The 15254-nt window shown below is 40.5% G+C and carries 16 protein-coding genes; 3 read left to right on the plus strand and 13 right to left on the minus strand.

Translation table 11 applies throughout. From position 1 onward, the window contains the following. Window positions 1-195 precede the first annotated feature (195 nt). The 13 genes from whiA to rlmD form a co-directional block, all read right to left on the minus strand. On the minus strand, window positions 196-1107 hold the full coding sequence (gene whiA / locus GEZ89_RS08890; RefSeq protein WP_153225748.1) for a DNA-binding protein WhiA: 912 nt from the start codon (window positions 1105-1107) through the stop codon (window positions 196-198). Beyond that, the gene (locus GEZ89_RS08895; RefSeq protein WP_153225749.1) at window positions 1104-2081 is read right to left on the minus strand and encodes a YvcK family protein; all 978 of its coding nucleotides are present in this window, start codon (window positions 2079-2081) and stop codon (window positions 1104-1106) included. Before GEZ89_RS08895 ends, whiA begins: the two co-directional genes overlap by 4 nt. Further along, window positions 2078-2968 (minus strand): RNase adapter RapZ, encoded by an 891-nt coding sequence (gene rapZ / locus GEZ89_RS08900; RefSeq protein WP_153225750.1) that lies wholly within the window; start codon window positions 2966-2968, stop codon window positions 2078-2080. Before rapZ ends, GEZ89_RS08895 begins: the two co-directional genes overlap by 4 nt. Before the next feature lie 51 nt (window positions 2969-3019). Further along, on the minus strand, window positions 3020-3400 hold the full coding sequence (locus GEZ89_RS08905) for a RidA family protein (protein ID WP_153225751.1): 381 nt from the start codon (window positions 3398-3400) through the stop codon (window positions 3020-3022). A 9-nt stretch (window positions 3401-3409) separates the two neighbouring features. After that, window positions 3410-3997 (minus strand): ribosome biogenesis GTP-binding protein YihA/YsxC, encoded by a 588-nt coding sequence (gene yihA, locus GEZ89_RS08910; protein ID WP_153225752.1) that lies wholly within the window; start codon window positions 3995-3997, stop codon window positions 3410-3412. An 8-nt stretch (window positions 3998-4005) separates the two neighbouring features. Then, window positions 4006-5238, minus strand: a complete 1233-nt coding sequence (gene clpX / locus GEZ89_RS08915) for an ATP-dependent Clp protease ATP-binding subunit ClpX (RefSeq protein WP_153225753.1) — start codon at window positions 5236-5238, stop codon at window positions 4006-4008. A gap of 31 nt (window positions 5239-5269) precedes the next feature. Beyond that, complete coding sequence (locus GEZ89_RS08920; RefSeq protein WP_000442255.1) at window positions 5270-5440, minus strand: hypothetical protein; 171 nt, start codon at window positions 5438-5440, stop codon at window positions 5270-5272. After that, window positions 5440-5946, minus strand: coding sequence for a dihydrofolate reductase (locus GEZ89_RS08925; RefSeq protein WP_153225754.1), 507 nt, complete (start codon window positions 5944-5946; stop codon window positions 5440-5442). Before GEZ89_RS08925 ends, GEZ89_RS08920 begins: the two co-directional genes overlap by 1 nt. A gap of 126 nt (window positions 5947-6072) precedes the next feature. Beyond that, entirely contained in the window at window positions 6073-6591 is a 519-nt protein-coding gene (locus tag GEZ89_RS08930; RefSeq protein ID WP_153225755.1) for a Dps family protein, read from the minus strand. Between the two features lie 149 nt (window positions 6592-6740). After that, window positions 6741-8522 (minus strand): ABC transporter ATP-binding protein, encoded by a 1782-nt coding sequence (locus GEZ89_RS08935; protein WP_153225756.1) that lies wholly within the window; start codon window positions 8520-8522, stop codon window positions 6741-6743. Window positions 8523-8532: 10 nt separating this feature from the next. Further along, complete coding sequence (locus tag GEZ89_RS08940) at window positions 8533-10269, minus strand: ABC transporter ATP-binding protein (protein WP_153225757.1); 1737 nt, start codon at window positions 10267-10269, stop codon at window positions 8533-8535. Window positions 10270-10393: 124 nt separating this feature from the next. Then, window positions 10394-11152 (minus strand): triose-phosphate isomerase, encoded by a 759-nt coding sequence (gene tpiA, locus GEZ89_RS08945; protein ID WP_006148028.1) that lies wholly within the window; start codon window positions 11150-11152, stop codon window positions 10394-10396. Window positions 11153-11268: 116 nt separating this feature from the next. Continuing rightward, complete coding sequence (gene rlmD, locus GEZ89_RS08950; RefSeq protein WP_153225758.1) at window positions 11269-12636, minus strand: 23S rRNA (uracil(1939)-C(5))-methyltransferase RlmD; 1368 nt, start codon at window positions 12634-12636, stop codon at window positions 11269-11271. A 55-nt stretch (window positions 12637-12691) separates the two neighbouring features. On the opposite strand from rlmD, the gene GEZ89_RS08955 reads away from it, so the two are divergent. From GEZ89_RS08955 to GEZ89_RS08965, 3 genes are all read left to right on the plus strand, one after another. Continuing rightward, complete coding sequence (locus tag GEZ89_RS08955) at window positions 12692-13465, plus strand: aminoglycoside 3'-phosphotransferase (RefSeq protein ID WP_153225759.1); 774 nt, start codon at window positions 12692-12694, stop codon at window positions 13463-13465. A 9-nt stretch (window positions 13466-13474) separates the two neighbouring features. After that, complete coding sequence (gene recX, locus GEZ89_RS08960; RefSeq protein ID WP_153225760.1) at window positions 13475-14251, plus strand: recombination regulator RecX; 777 nt, start codon at window positions 13475-13477, stop codon at window positions 14249-14251. An 88-nt stretch (window positions 14252-14339) separates the two neighbouring features. Further along, entirely contained in the window at window positions 14340-14873 is a 534-nt protein-coding gene (locus GEZ89_RS08965; protein WP_049504712.1) for a DUF402 domain-containing protein, read from the plus strand. Window positions 14874-15254 lie beyond the last annotated feature (381 nt).

Genomic DNA, 15254 nt, shown 5'->3' on the forward strand with positions numbered 1-15254 from the left:
GAGGCAAGTGACGAGTCAAGAGCAATGCGGCTTGAACAACGTGAAAGCCAGCGTCTTTAGGCGCTGGCTGGTAATTTGGGCTTATAGCCCTGGTGCAAACCACCCGTTAGACGGGTGGTTATGATTTGAGGTTATTTTAAAAATTTTTAAACATCAATCTCGATATATCTTTTTTGAACATCAATATATTATATTTTACAGTTCCTCTGCAATTTTGTTGATCTTTCTCAGGCGATGATTGACACCACTTTTGGTTAAGGGATTTGTCAGACTATCTGCCAACTTTTGAATAGAATAGTCTGGATGCTGGATACGCAGACGGGCAACTTCCTGCAAGTCTGCTGGCAGATTATCCAAGCCAATTCTATCTTTGATTTTACTGATATTATTAATGGTTTTCATGCTTGCAGAAACCGTACGAGCAATATTTGCCGTCTCTGCATTATTGGCACGATTGAGGTCATTTCGAGTTTCTCGGAGAATCTTGACACCTTCAAAAGTATCACGTGCCTCCATAGCTCCTACTAAAATCAGGAAATCCATAATATCTTCTGCTCGCTGGAGATAGGTCACTGCACCTTTTTTTCGTTCAATCACCTTGGCATCTAACAAGAACTGCTGCAAGAGCGAAGCGATCCCTTGGGCATGGTCCAGATAAACTGAACTAATTTCCAGCTGATACTTGCCTGACTCGGGATCCCGAATACTCCCATTTGCTAAAAATGCACCACAAAGATAGGCACGACCTGCTTCTTCATCTCCTAAAATATCCGGATCAATTCCCGTCTCCAGACCAAAGAAAGAATCAGCCAAACGCAAATCCGCTAAAAGTTCTTGGACTTGTTCATCTGTAAACACAGTATAGACCCGATTTTTACGAAGATTGCTTCTCTGATGATGACGAATCTCCGACTTAATACCATAAAAGTGTAAAAACGATTCATAGAGATGGCGGGCAAGCTTGGCACTCTCTGTAACAACGGACAAGGTCAAGCCAGAACTAGACAAACCTACGCTTCCAGACATCTTGATAATAGCTGATAACTCATAGCGACTCAGGTGGTGTTGACCTAGGATTTCTTCTTTTACTGCTACTGTGAAACTCATTTTCTCACCTGTATGATACGCATTAATTCATCCACGATTAAATCCCCATCATGGAAGGCACCACCATTTTCCAAACGTAGGAAGTTGGATGAAATGACACGGGGAACTTGTTGATGCAAACCGTCAAAATCATGCTCAACCTGTACTAAATACTCATCAAAACGATTGGTATCCATATAATCTCTAGGTACCTTCTCGATATTAACAAGTACTGTATCAATAAATGGTCTACCCAAATGACGATGCAAGACTGCTACGTGATCACTATCTGAGAAATGTTCTGTCTCTCCGCGCTGAGTCATGATGTTGCAGACATAGGCAATTTCAGCCTTGGTTTCCAGAAGAGCCTGACCAATCTCCTCAATGACGATATTCGGCAAAATCGAAGTAAAGAGGGAGCCTGGACCCAAGACAATCATATCACTCTCAAGAATGGTATTGACAACTCGGCGGCTAGCCTGCGGTTTCTCATCGTCTAGAGTGTTGGTGACATAAACATGGTCAATCATGCCTGGATGGTCTGCAATGTGACTTTCTCCAGCTACTTCTGTTCCATCTTTAAAGACGGCATGGAGTGTCAAAGGATGGTCACTAGATGGATAAATCTTTCCTGTCGTATGGAAAAATTTACTCAGTAATTGCATAGCATTATAGGTTGAACCCTGCATTTCAGATAAGCCAGCTATGATAATGTTTCCTAATGGATGACCAGCAAAAGCACCTGCATCCTCAGAAAAACGGTATTGAAAGACCTTTTCATAGAATTTTGGCATATCTGACATGGCCACAAGGACATTACGTAAATCCCCTGGAGGTGTCAACTGTTGAATATTTTTACGCAATTCGCCTGAAGAACCGCCATCATCCGCAACGGTTACAATGGCTGCAATTTCCACATCCTTTTCCCTTAAACTATTTAAAATAACAGGGATTCCGGTTCCTCCACCAATCACCGTAATTTTTGGTTTTCTCATGAACGGTTTACCGTTTCCTTTCTTCGGTCTTTATCACGATGGCTTTCATTTACAGGCCAATTCTTAAACAAATCATTGGCTAATCGTTTGGCAAAGGCAACACTCCGGTGTTGTCCTCCTGTACAACCTACTGCAATGGTTAAAACAGATTTTCCTTCTTTTTTGTAGCCAGGTAGGATTGGTTCGATCAAGGCCAACAAATGGCGGTAGAAATCTTCAGATTCTTCATGATTCATAACATAGTCATAAACGGCCTGGTCTTCACCTGTCTGATTGCGAAGTTCTGGTAGATAGTAAGGATTTGGGAGGAAACGAACATCAAATACCAAGTCAGCATCAATAGGAATGCCATATTTAAACCCGAAAGACATAACCTCAATACGGAAAGACTGAGCCTGTTCTTGATCTGAAAATTGTTCAGCAATCGTTTTACGAAGTTCACGAGGGGTTAACTCTGTTGTGTCTACCACGTTTTGGCTCATATTTTTTAATGGAGCCAAGAGTTCGCGTTCCAACTTAATCCCATCTAAAATACGACCATCTGCTGCCAGAGGGTGACTTCTTCTGGTTTCCTTATAGCGTGCCACTAATTCCTTATCCGCCGCATCCAAAAAGAGAATCTTGAAGTCCAAATCATCTTGATTTTCCAATTCATCCAAGACAGCCTGAATCTCTGAAAAGAAGGAACGGCTACGCATATCCACTACCAAAGCTAATTTGTGGTCATCATCCTTAGTCTCAACCAACTGCAAAAACTTTGGCAATAGAGCTGGTGGCATATTATCAATGGTAAAGTAGCCTAAATCTTCGAAGGATTGAATAGCTACAGTTTTCCCTGCACCACTCATACCTGTCACAATTACCAGGTGAAGTTGTTTCTTTGTCATCTTTGTCTCCTTATATCAAAAGAAGTTTGGAAGAACCAAACTTCAAATAACTCACCCAATCTCTGCGATGACTTCAATTTCGACTTTTACATCGCGAGGAAGACGAGCTACTTCTACAGCTGAACGAGCTGGAAATTCCTTATTAAAGGCTGTTTGGTAAACCTCATTGAAAGGTACAAAGTCGTTCATATCACTCAAAAAGCAAGTTGTTTTGACAACATGGTCAAAATCTGTCCCCGCTTCTGCCAAAATAGCTCCAATGTTTTTCAAAACTTGCTCTGTCTGTTCTTGGATAGTCACTCCGACGATTTCTCCAGTTTCAGGAGATAGGGGCACTTGACCGCTAGCAAACAAAAGATTGCCAACGATTTTTCCTTGAACGTAAGGTCCGATTGCCTTTGGAGCTTTATCTGTATGAATTGTTTTAGCCATTCAATTTCCTCAAATTTTCTCTAAAATAGCATCCCAGGCTTGCTCCATCCCTGCCTTACTTACAGAAGAAAAAAGGATAAAGTCATCACTAGGATCAAAGTTTAATTTCTTTTTAATTGCTGATTCGTGCTTGTTCCATTTCCCACGCGGAATCTTGTCTGCCTTGGTCGCCACAATGATGACAGGAATCTCATAATATTTAAGAAATTCGTACATCTGTACATCATCTGCTGACGGATCATGACGAAGGTCAACGAGACTGACAACTGCTCGAAGATTTTCTCGAGTAGTTAAGTACTCCTCAATCATGCGTCCCCACTTTTCTCGTTCCTTTTTGGAAACACGGGCATAACCGTAGCCAGGCACGTCTACAAAACGCATCTTATCATCAATATTAAAGAAATTAAGTAGTTGTGTTTTTCCTGGTTTTCCTGAAGTACGAGCTAGATTCTTACGATTGAGCATGGTATTGATAAAGCTGGATTTACCAACATTTGAGCGTCCTGCAAGAGCAATTTCAGGAAGTTCATCCTGCGGATAGTGGGACTTATTGGCAGCACTCAGTAAAATCTCAGCATTGTGTGTATTGATTTCCATAGTCACCTCTAGGCTGTCTCTAGGATTGGCTTAGCTGTTCCATTGACGGCTTCTTTTGTGATACGAACTGTTTTCACATTTTCTTGACTTGGAACTTCAAACATAACGTCTAGCATAGTTTCTTCGATGATTGAGCGAAGACCACGCGCACCAGTTTTGCGTTCAATAGCTTTGTTAGCAATCTCTTGGAGAGCCTCATCGTCAAATTCAAGTTCAACATCGTCATATGAAAGCAAGGTCTGGTATTGTTTAACCAAGGCATTTCTTGGCTCTTTCAAAATGCGAACCAAGTCATCTACTGTCAACTGCTCCAGAGCTGCAAAGACAGGCAAGCGCCCTATCAACTCAGGGATAATACCGAATTTTTGAATGTCCTCTGCAATTATTTCTTGCATGTATGAGCTGTTTTCGTCAATAGCCTTGTTATTTTGTCCGAAACCGATAACTTTTTCACCAAGACGCTGTTTGACAATTTCTTCGATTCCATCAAAGGCCCCACCCACAATGAAGAGGATATTCTTGGTATCCACTTGAATCATTTCTTGTTGAGGATGTTTACGTCCGCCTTGAGGAGGGACGCTAGCTACAGTTCCTTCGATAATCTTGAGGAGGGCTTGTTGCACCCCTTCACCAGAAACATCACGTGTGATGGAAACATTTTCGCTCTTCTTAGCAATCTTGTCAATCTCATCCACATAGATAATTCCACGCTCTGCACGCTCAATGTTAAAGTCAGCTGCCTGCAAGAGTTTGAGGAGGATATTTTCCACGTCCTCACCTACATAACCAGCCTCAGTAAGAGCCGTTGCATCTGCAATGGCAAATGGTACATTCAAACTTCTAGCGAGAGTTTGAGCAAGGAAGGTCTTCCCTGAGCCAGTTGGGCCAATCATCAAAATGTTTGACTTTTGCAAGTCAACATCTTCTGTCTCTTCGCGATTATCATGAAAATTGATGCGTTTATAGTGGTTATAAACCGCAACAGCTAAGGCACGTTTAGCACGATCTTGACCGATAACGTAGTGGTTTAAAATATTGAGAAGTTCAATTGGTTTTGGAACTTCTGAAAGATCTGTCAATACTTCCTCTGCCAACTCTTCTCGGATAATCTCCTGAGCTAGCTCCACACACTCATTACAGATAAAAGCATTGTTACCTGCTATAATTTTTTGTACTTCATCTTGGCTCTTGCCACAAAATGAGCAATAAACCATCATATCATTTTTTCTATTCGTCGGCATGATTTCCTTCCGTTCTAACTATTCATTCTATCTAAAATAAGGTCATATAAAAAGCATGAATGCTATTCACCAAGTTTGTAAAAGCATTAAGCCAAAGCAGAGTAGCAAGTCCAAAGCGCTTTTTACGAAAAGCGTGTGTTCCAGCTACAAGACAGACAGCACACAAAAGAGCTGTGAAAAAACCAAAAATACTACGCTCCATTAGACTTCCTTTCTCTTTCTATATTCGATGGTAAAATCATAGACATTTTTCTCATCTTTGGAATAAGATTTGCTTGCAGCAGTCTCAAAAACAGTCAAGTCAAAATCTTCTGGGAAATAGGTATCCCCTTCAACTTGAGCATGAATTTGTGTCACAATAATCTCATCCAGATAAGGTTCAAACAGCTGAAAAATCTGCTTCCCACCGATGATATAAAGATTCTTATCCTGCTGTTGATACCAGTCTAAAACATCCTCAACATTTTGAAAGACCAGAGCACCCTCAACTGACTCTTCGAGATTACGCGTCAAAATCAAGGTTTCACGACCAGGCAACAAACGTCTGCCCATTCCATCAAAGGTGACACGCCCCATCAAGATGGCATGATTCAAGGTTGTTTCTTTAAAATGTTTTAACTCTGCTGGCAAATGCCATGGCAAGCGATCCTCTTTTCCGATCACACCCTGTTCATCTTGTGCCCAGATGGCTACGATTTTCTTTGTCATGCTTTCATCCTTTTTATTGATAGTTCTATTTTATCAAAAATCTTCAAAAAAGACTGTTTTGGGGTGCCCACCCAAATAGAAAAATCCGTAGAAAATTTCTACGGATTGTTGTTTATAGGTAGTTTCTTACAAACCTGGTGCTTGACCCAACTCAGCTGCAAGCATCCAAACAGTTTTTTCAAGTTCCGCTTTAGCACCAACGAAAATGTCATTAGAAACATCATCGCCTTCTTCATCAGTTACATCCAAAGCTTTTTGGAAAAGAGTGATAAGGTAACGATAAATAGCTAGAACACGCTCCAAGCTTTCTTCTACGTTGCGGAATTCTCCTTCTTCTTCTTCGATTTCACTGTGTTGAAGGAATTCTGTCAAAGTAGAGTAAGGTTTGCCACCAAGAGTGATCAAGCGTTCGCTGATTTCGTCAAGGTAACCATCTAGACTATCCATGTATTCATCCATCTTAGGATGCCATACCATGAAACCACGGCCACGCATATACCAGTGAACTTGATGAAGGGCAATGTGAGCCACATACAAGTCTGCTACTGCTTGGTTAAGCACTTCCTTTGTTTTTGCTAGCGCTTCAGGCGCTGATTTAGATAATGTTGTTACATCTTTTAAAGCATCTTTTTTTAATTCAACCATATTTCTCACCTCGTAATATAATTTTTGCAACCATATTTATTGATTACTACATCAGTATACTACTCCTAGTAGACAAAAGCAAGGAAATTAACTCATATTAAAAAAGTTCTAATTGACTGATAATTTAAGAAAATGAGTGACTATTTATCCTAGCTATTTTCTCTGTTTTTATTCGAAAATTGACTTTGATAAAGATCATAATAGAAACCTTTTGCAGCTAAAAGACTTTCATGATTTCCCTGTTCGATTATCTGTCCATCTTTAAGTACCAAAATCTTATCAGCTTCCTGAATAGTAGAAAGTCGATGGGCAATGACAAAGCTTGTTCTTCCCTTCATCAAACGCTTCATAGCCTTTTGAATCAAGAGCTCTAGACGAGTATCGACTGATGAGGTTGCTTCGTCCAAAATTAAGATTTTAGGATCCGCCAAGAGAGCACGAGCGATAGTTAACAACTGTTTTTGCCCAAGAGAAATATTACTTGACTCTTGGTTCATTTCCATGTTATAACCACCTGGAAGAGTGCGGATAAAGTGGTCTACATTGGCAGCCTTAGCAGCTTCAACGATTTCCTCGTCAGTTGCCTCAAGATTTCCAAAGCGAAGATTTTCCTTAATGCTACCTTCATAGAGCCAGGCATCCTGTAAGACCATGCCAAACTGGCGACGATAGTCCTGACGAGATAAGTTTCGAATATCTTGGCCATCCACTAAAATGGCTCCAGCAGTTACATCATAAAAACGCATGAGAAGGTTAATCAAGGTTGTTTTCCCTGCCCCAGTAGGTCCAACGATGGCTACCATCTCTCCAGGTTCAACATCTAGGTTGAAATTACGAATCAATGGTTTATTTTCCACATATTGAAAATCAACATTCTTGAAGCTAACTTGACCTGTCAATGGTGCTAGTTCTTTCACTTCAGCAGTTTGGACTTCTTCCTGTTCATCTAAAACTTCAAAAACACGATCAAGGGAAGACTTAGCGCTCTGCATTTGCCCTGCTAGCTGGGTAATATTTTGAATAGGCTGGCTGACTTGCCATACATATTGAACGAAGGCCTGCATGTTACCAATAGTCAAGCGCCCTGCAATAACCTGCAATCCACCTAATACTGCAACAATCAGGTAGGTTAAATCAGATACGATGTGAAGAGCAGGCATCATCAAACCTGAGATAAAGCTAGCCTTGAATCCGACTTGTTGCAATTCATCCGTAATCTTTTCAAATCTCTCTTGAGAATTTTCTTCACGTCCGAAAAGTTTTAAAACATTGAAACCTGTCAAGTTTTCCTGTACAAATCCATTCATACGTCCCAATATAGCTGCCTGATGTTTAAAGTATGGCTGCGAACGATTTAGAATCGTTTTAGCTCCAAAATAAGTCACTGGAATCGACAAGATAACAATGATAGCCAGCTGAAGATTCAGATAGAGGACCATTCCCATAACAAAAAGAATGGTAAAGACTGCATTGACAATCTGTAAGAAAGATTGTTGTAGAGCGTTTGAAACAGTTTCAACATCACTGGTAAAACGACCTAACAAATCTCCAAACTGGTGTTTGTCAAAGTAGGACACAGGGATGCGGTTGATTTTTTCGCTCATTTCATTTCGCAAATCCTGTATCATGGACTGCACTGCATTGGTCATAAAGTAATTTGAGTAATAAGAACCCAACTCATAAAAAAGTCCACGTAAGAGATAGAACACCAGAATCACAGCAATATAAGAGGTATTTATACCTGCTCCTGCAACACCATTTGCCATAGCAAGGAGATTGCTGGTTAACTCTGTAATGGCAAGCCCCAATACGAAAGGCTCGATAACACTCATAATAACGCTAACTATTTTCAAGAAGACTGCAAAGAAAACAGAGAAACGGTAGGCTTTTAAATAGCTCCATAGACGAGCTAGACTAGATTGTTGTTTCATCCTTTACCTCCTATTCTTCTGTCAGAGACGCATTTTTCAGCTGCGACTCAGCAATTTCTCGATAGATGTCATTGATCTCCATCAATTCTTCATGACGGCCACGACCAACGATTTCACCCTTATCAAGGACAATGATCTGGTCAGCATCCATGATAGTTCCGACACGCTGTGCAACAATCAATACCGTAGCATCTTGAGTCACTTCCTTGAGACGACGGCGCAAGATAGCATCTGTACGGTAGTCCAAGGCTGAGAAGGAATCATCAAAGATATAGATATCTGGACCCTTGATAACTGCTCGGGCAATTGACAAGCGTTGTTTCTGACCACCTGATAGGTTGCTTCCCCCTTCAGCCAGATGAGTCGCGAAACCTTCTTCTCGACTTTCGATAAAGTCTTTGGCTTGGGCTACATCAGCTGCTTGGTGCAAGTCCTCATGACTGGCGTCCTCTTTCCCGTAACGAAGATTGTCTGCGATAGTCCCAGTAAAGAGCAAGGCCTTTTGTGGAATAAATCCAATCTTCTGGCGGAGTGATTTGAGGCGGTAATCTCGGACATCAACACCATCGACCTTAATTTTCCCTAGCGTAACATCGTAAAAACGAGGAATCAATTGAACCAGAGTAGACTTACCTGAACCAGTTGAGCCGATAAAAGCAATGGTTTCCCCCGGTTTAGCAGTAAAGGAAATATTATGCAAAACAGGGCTTTCCGTTTCACCAGGATAAGCAAAGGTCACATTATCAAATTCTAGATATCCATGAGTTTCTGTCTCTTGAACTCCATTCTCGTTTGGATCAATAGAAATGGGCATATCCATGATTTCCTTCAAGCGCTCACTGGATACGGCCGTTTTAGGGTACATTGTAAAGAGGTTTGACAAGAAGAGGAAGGACAAGAGAGCGTGGAAACTATACTCGATGAAGGCTACCAAATCCCCAATCTGCAAACTTCCCTGTTTGAGAGGATCCAAAGCAAACCAAACGATAGCTACAATCATGGCAATAATGATTTGAACAAAGAGGGGCTCTGTCAAACCAGTTAATTTGAACAAGCGATTCGAATTATCCGCATAGATTGCATTTTTGTCTTCGAAACGTTTTTCTTGGAAGTCTTCACGAGCAAAGGCACGAATCACTCGTAGCCCCATCAAATTTTCACGGACATACTGGTTAATCTTATCCAGTGTTTTCTGTTGCTTTTCAGATAAGGGACGCGTTTTTACCGCAACATAAAGGACTACTACAGCTAGAAAAGGAACGGAAAAAGCGACAATCCAGGCTAGTGAAGGACTCGTCAAGAAAATCATGAGAATACTTGATAGCATCATCATGGGTGTGATAACACCCAACTTAAGCGTTTGTTCCGCAAACTGCATGAGGACAAAGGCATCACTGGTAATACGAGTGACTAGTGAAGATACACCAATTTGTTCATATTCGTGATGAGAATACTCTTGCAGCTTAGAATAGACATCATCCCGCATGTCCTTAACCATATTCGTGGTCAATTTACTAGCAGCATAAGCTAGAACAACCCGCCCAAATGTTCCCAAGACGATAATAACCAACATGATGATGGCCCAAAAATAGAGTTTATCCTGATCACCTTGGTTGATTCCCTGGTCAATCATGCGGGCCAAAACTGTTGGTAAACCTAGATTGACAATGACAAAGAAAATTGCCCCGAGAAAGTCTAACACTAACCACTTGGGATAGCGTTTGAGATAAGACCAAATATAAAGCATGATTCTCCTTTCTTTTTCATTCAAAATGCAGAAAAGAGCGTGCTTACGCACGCCTTTTTACTAAAAAGAAGACAGGCAGCCCAAACCTCGAGAGAGGGAACTGTCTGTCTCAGATATTTAAAGACTATTTTACAAAGTCAAGCAATGCCAAGAAGCTTTCTGGATCAAGTGATGCACCACCTACAAGAGCTCCATCAACGTCTGGACAAGCCATGTATTCAGCAACGTTTTCAGGTTTAACTGAACCACCGTATTGAACACGTACTTTATCAGCAACTTCTTGACCAAAGTCAGCAGCTACAACGTCACGAACAACTTTACACATTTTTTGTGCGTCATCTTGTGAAGCTGATTTACCAGTACCGATAGCCCAGATTGGCTCGTATGCGATAACTGATGAAGCTACTTGTTCTGCAGTCAATCCAGCAAGAGCAGCTGAAACTTGAGCACCTACGAATTCTGCTGCTTTACCAGCTTCGTAAGTTTCAAGTGACTCACCACAACAGATGATTGGAAGCATACCGTTAGCAAAGATTGCTTTTGCTTTTTTGTTGATGTCTTCATCTGTTTCGTGGAAGTAGTCACGGCGTTCTGAGTGACCGATAACAACGTAGTCAGTACCGATTTCTTTCAAAACTTGTGGGCTAGTTTCACCTGTGAAAGCACCTGCGTTTTCAAAGTAGCAGTTTTGAGCAGCAACTTTAAGGTTAGTTCCTTTAGCTGCAGCAAGTACAGTTGTCAAGTCAAGTGCAGGAACTGCGATACCAGCTTCAACAAGATCAGCTGAAGGAAGTTTTGATGCTACTGCTTCAACAAATGCTTTTGCTTCTTCTGGGTTTTTGTTCATTTTCCAGTTACCAGCGATAAATGGTTTACGTGACATTTCACATACCTCTTTTTTCATTTTATTTTCTATTATTTTATCATATTTATAGATAGCTTGCAAATCTTACTCTGTAACTAGAAGCCTTATTTTCAAAAACTTTCCAGTTGCCGTTTTTATCTAGAAGCTGGCTTTCTCCTAGTTAATTTGACCACTGCTTCTGTTCTAGCCGTGTGTGGAAACATATCAACAGACTGGATATAGTGTAGATCATAGACCTCTACTAGACGGACTAAATCACGCGCCAAGGTAGACACATTGCAGGAAACATATACCATCTTTTCAGGTGCGTATTTGACAATGGTATCCAAGAGCTTGTCATCTAAACCAGTACGTGGCGGGTCCACAATCAAGGCATCAGCACGATAGCCTTCCTTGTACCATCTAGGGATAATCTCTTCTGCTGTACCTGCCTCATAGTGGGTATTACTATACCCCATACGCTGGGCATTTGCCTTAGCATCCTCGATAGCTTCAGGAATAATATCCATCCCTCTCAGGCTCTTAACCTTCCTAGCAAAGGCAAAACCAATGGTCCCAACACCACAGTAGGCATCAATCAGGTGGTCCTCCTCAGTCACGTCCAATGCTTTAACAGCTTCACTGTAGAGGACTTCAGTCTGTTCAGGATTGAGCTGGTAAAAAGCTCGAGGAGAAAGAGAAAATTCATAATCAAGAACACCCTCGCGTATACTATCTTGACCCCAAATAATCTCGGTCTTGTCTCCATAAATCTCACTGGTTTTTGCAGTATTGGTATTGACTGCAACTGTCACCACTTCTGGAAAATCCTTGACTAGGTCTTGAACTAAGAGAGTCAGATTCAATTGGCGATTAGTGACGATAATGATTTGAACCTGCCCAGTTTTCCGTGCTCGACGTACCATAATGGTCCGAACCCCAAGAATTTTCCGTTCATCTGTAATCGGAATTTGATGATAGGTCAAGAGTTCAGCAATGCGATTGGCAATAGCTTGCGTTTCCTTGTCTTGGACTAGGCAGTCTTTTAACTCAACCAAGTAGTGAGAATTCTGAGCATACAAACCTGCCTTAACTTGACCTTTAAACTTTCGCGTTTGAAATTGCAGTTTAGCCCGATAATACTTAGACTCCTGCATGCCAATGGTTGGTCTAATTTCATAGTTTTCGTAGCCAGCAGGCGCAAATTTTTTCAGAGCTTGATGGAGAAGGTCCGTCTTAAACTCCAGCTGCTTGTCGTAATGCAGGTGCATGATTTGACAGCCTCCACACTCATTATAAATGGTACAGTCTGGAACCACTCGAAACTTAGATTTTTTATTGACCTCAAGCAGTTTAGCCTCAACGTAGTTACGCTTAACCGAAGTCACCTGACAATAGATATCTTCTCCCTTGAGGGCACCTGGAACAAAAACGAGGGTTTTCTGGAAAAAACCAATTCCTTCCCCGTTAATCCCCATGCGCTTGATTTTTAATGGAATTTTTTGTTTGACTTTTAGATTCATAAGTCTATTATACCACGTAGTTTCTCAATGGTTAAGAATATGTTACAATAAAACCATGAATACAAAGATATCTTTTTCCTCATTGGATTTTCCTGAGCAATTACGAACTTATATAGAGGGGGCAAGCCTTTCTGACAGCTCTTCTCATTCAGGCGCAAGGGTTCTTTATCTTGACTCAGGTTACTATTTAAAAATTGATCAAAAGGGAAGATTAGAGCGAGAAGCTAGAATTGCGAGTTGGTTTGAACAAGAGGGAATAGGAACTCCTGTTATCGACTATGTATCTACGGATAAAGACTATCTTCTGACAAAAGAAGCCATTGGCCGTTATGCTCTCGCTTTTTTAGATCAGCCAGAGACAATCTGTCAAACCATGGCCGAGTCTCTTAAAAAGCTTCACAACTTAAACCCACACAATTTTCCATCAGAAAATCATTTACAGACCTATAAAGACAGAGCCTTAAAAAACTATGAAAAAGGTGAGTTCTATGCCAAGGCCCTCCTACCCCAATTCCAGATTAACAGTCGCGAAGAGGCCTTCCAACTCATCCAAGAACAAGGGCACCTTTTAGAAACAGATGCCTTTATTCACGGGGACGCCTGTCTACCGAACTTTATTCTAAAAGATGCTGACCACTTCTCTTGCTTTATTGACCTTGGCTTAGCTGATTTCAGTGATCGACATATCGATCTCTTTTGGACAGTTTGGTCCCTCAACTATAACCTACATGACCCTAAATACGCTGAACTATTTCTTGACTATTATGGGAGAGAACAGGTCGATGTAAATAAACTTCGACTCGTTGCTGCCTTTGAAGCATTTGGGTAAGGGGAAAATATGAAAATCACAAAACTTGAAAAGAAAAAAAGACTCTATCTGCTCGAACTTGATAGCGACCAAATCTGCTACATTACCGAGGATACCATTGTTCGCTTTATGTTGACAAAAGGGAAAGAGATTTCAGCTGAGGAACTAACTGAGATTAAATCCTTTGCGCAATTTTCCTACAGTAAAAATCTAGCTCTCTACCACTTATCCTTCAAGGCACGTACTGAAAAGGAAGTCCGAGATTATCTTGCCAAACATGAAATTGATGAGAAAATCATCCCCCAAGTCATTCAGTCTCTAAAGGACGACAACTGGATCAATGATCGTCAGTATGCACAAGCTATCATCAACTCCAATCAGCTTTCAGGAGATAAGGGAAGCTATATGCTGATGCAGAAGATTTCCCAAAAGGGCGTTTCTAAATCTATCATCCAAGAAGTCTTACAAGATTTTGATATGATGGAAGTCGCAGAGCGTACAGCTGAAAAACTACTGAAAAAATATCAGGGAAAATTGCCAGCCCGCGCCTTACAGGACAAGATTATCCAAAATCTGACCAACAAAGGTTTTTCCTACTCAGAAGCCAAGGCTGCCTTTGATCAACTTGATAACCAGATCGATGAAGAAACTGTCCAAGAGCTGATTTTTAAAGAGCTCGATAAACAATACCCAAAATACTCACGAAAGTATGAAGGATACGAACTCAAGCAACGTTTGACCCAAGTTTTAGCTAGAAAAGGTTACGATTTTTCGGATATAGCCAGCGCTCTCAGAGAATATCTTTAATTTTTTCATAAAAAAACTAAGAACTTTAAACAAAAATGTGATACAATAGTAAACGATAAACTTATAAATTGTAGAAAGTTGGTTAGTTATGAAACTTCCAAAAGAAGGCGACTTTATTACAATTCAAAGTTATAAGCATGATGGGAGTCTTCACCGCACTTGGCGAGACACCATGGTACTAAAAACAACAGAGAACGCTATTATCGGCGTCAACGACCACACACTTGTTACCGAAAGTGACGGTCGTCGTTGGGTGACTCGAGAACCGGCTATTGTTTACTTTCACAAGAAATATTGGTTTAATATTATCGCTATGATTCGTGATAATGGTATTTCCTACTACTGCAATATGGCAAGTCCTTACTATCTAGACGAAGAAGCTTTAAAGTACATTGACTATGATTTGGATGTTAAAGTTTTTACAGATGGTGAGAAACGCCTCTTGGACGTTGAGGAGTATGAACGACACAAGCGAAAAATGAAGTATTCTTCTGACTTAGATTATATTTTGAAAGAGCATGTCAAGATTCTTGTTGATTGGATTAACAATGAACGTGGCCCCTTCTCAGAAGCCTATGTCAATATTTGGTACAAACGCTACGTAGAACTAAAGAATCGGTAAAGTTGTCAAAGGTCAGGATTTTGTTCCTGACCTTGTTTTTTGGTTGTGTAAAATATGTTGTGTAAACACAAAAAAAGAATAAAAACGCTATAGTAGAGTTGCAATACATTACTAGAAAGAGATTTATGCAGAATTCACGTGATATACAAAACAAATAGATATACTGATATTTTTTAATTTCTTTGTTCCTTGTAAGTTAAGAACAATCTTCTATCGTTTAATACAAAAAATACGAAGATAATCGGTATAAAAAATACAGGTCACCTTCCTATCAAAATATTTAGTATTGTCTTTCTACATAGCATCAATCCTTTAGAACAATCTTTGGAAAAAATGACTTAACAGAGATAATGCTATTTAATCTACCAGTTCATTTAATCG

This window comes from Streptococcus mitis, from assembly GCF_009496285.1.
Taxonomy (GTDB): domain Bacteria; phylum Bacillota; class Bacilli; order Lactobacillales; family Streptococcaceae; genus Streptococcus; species Streptococcus mitis_BP.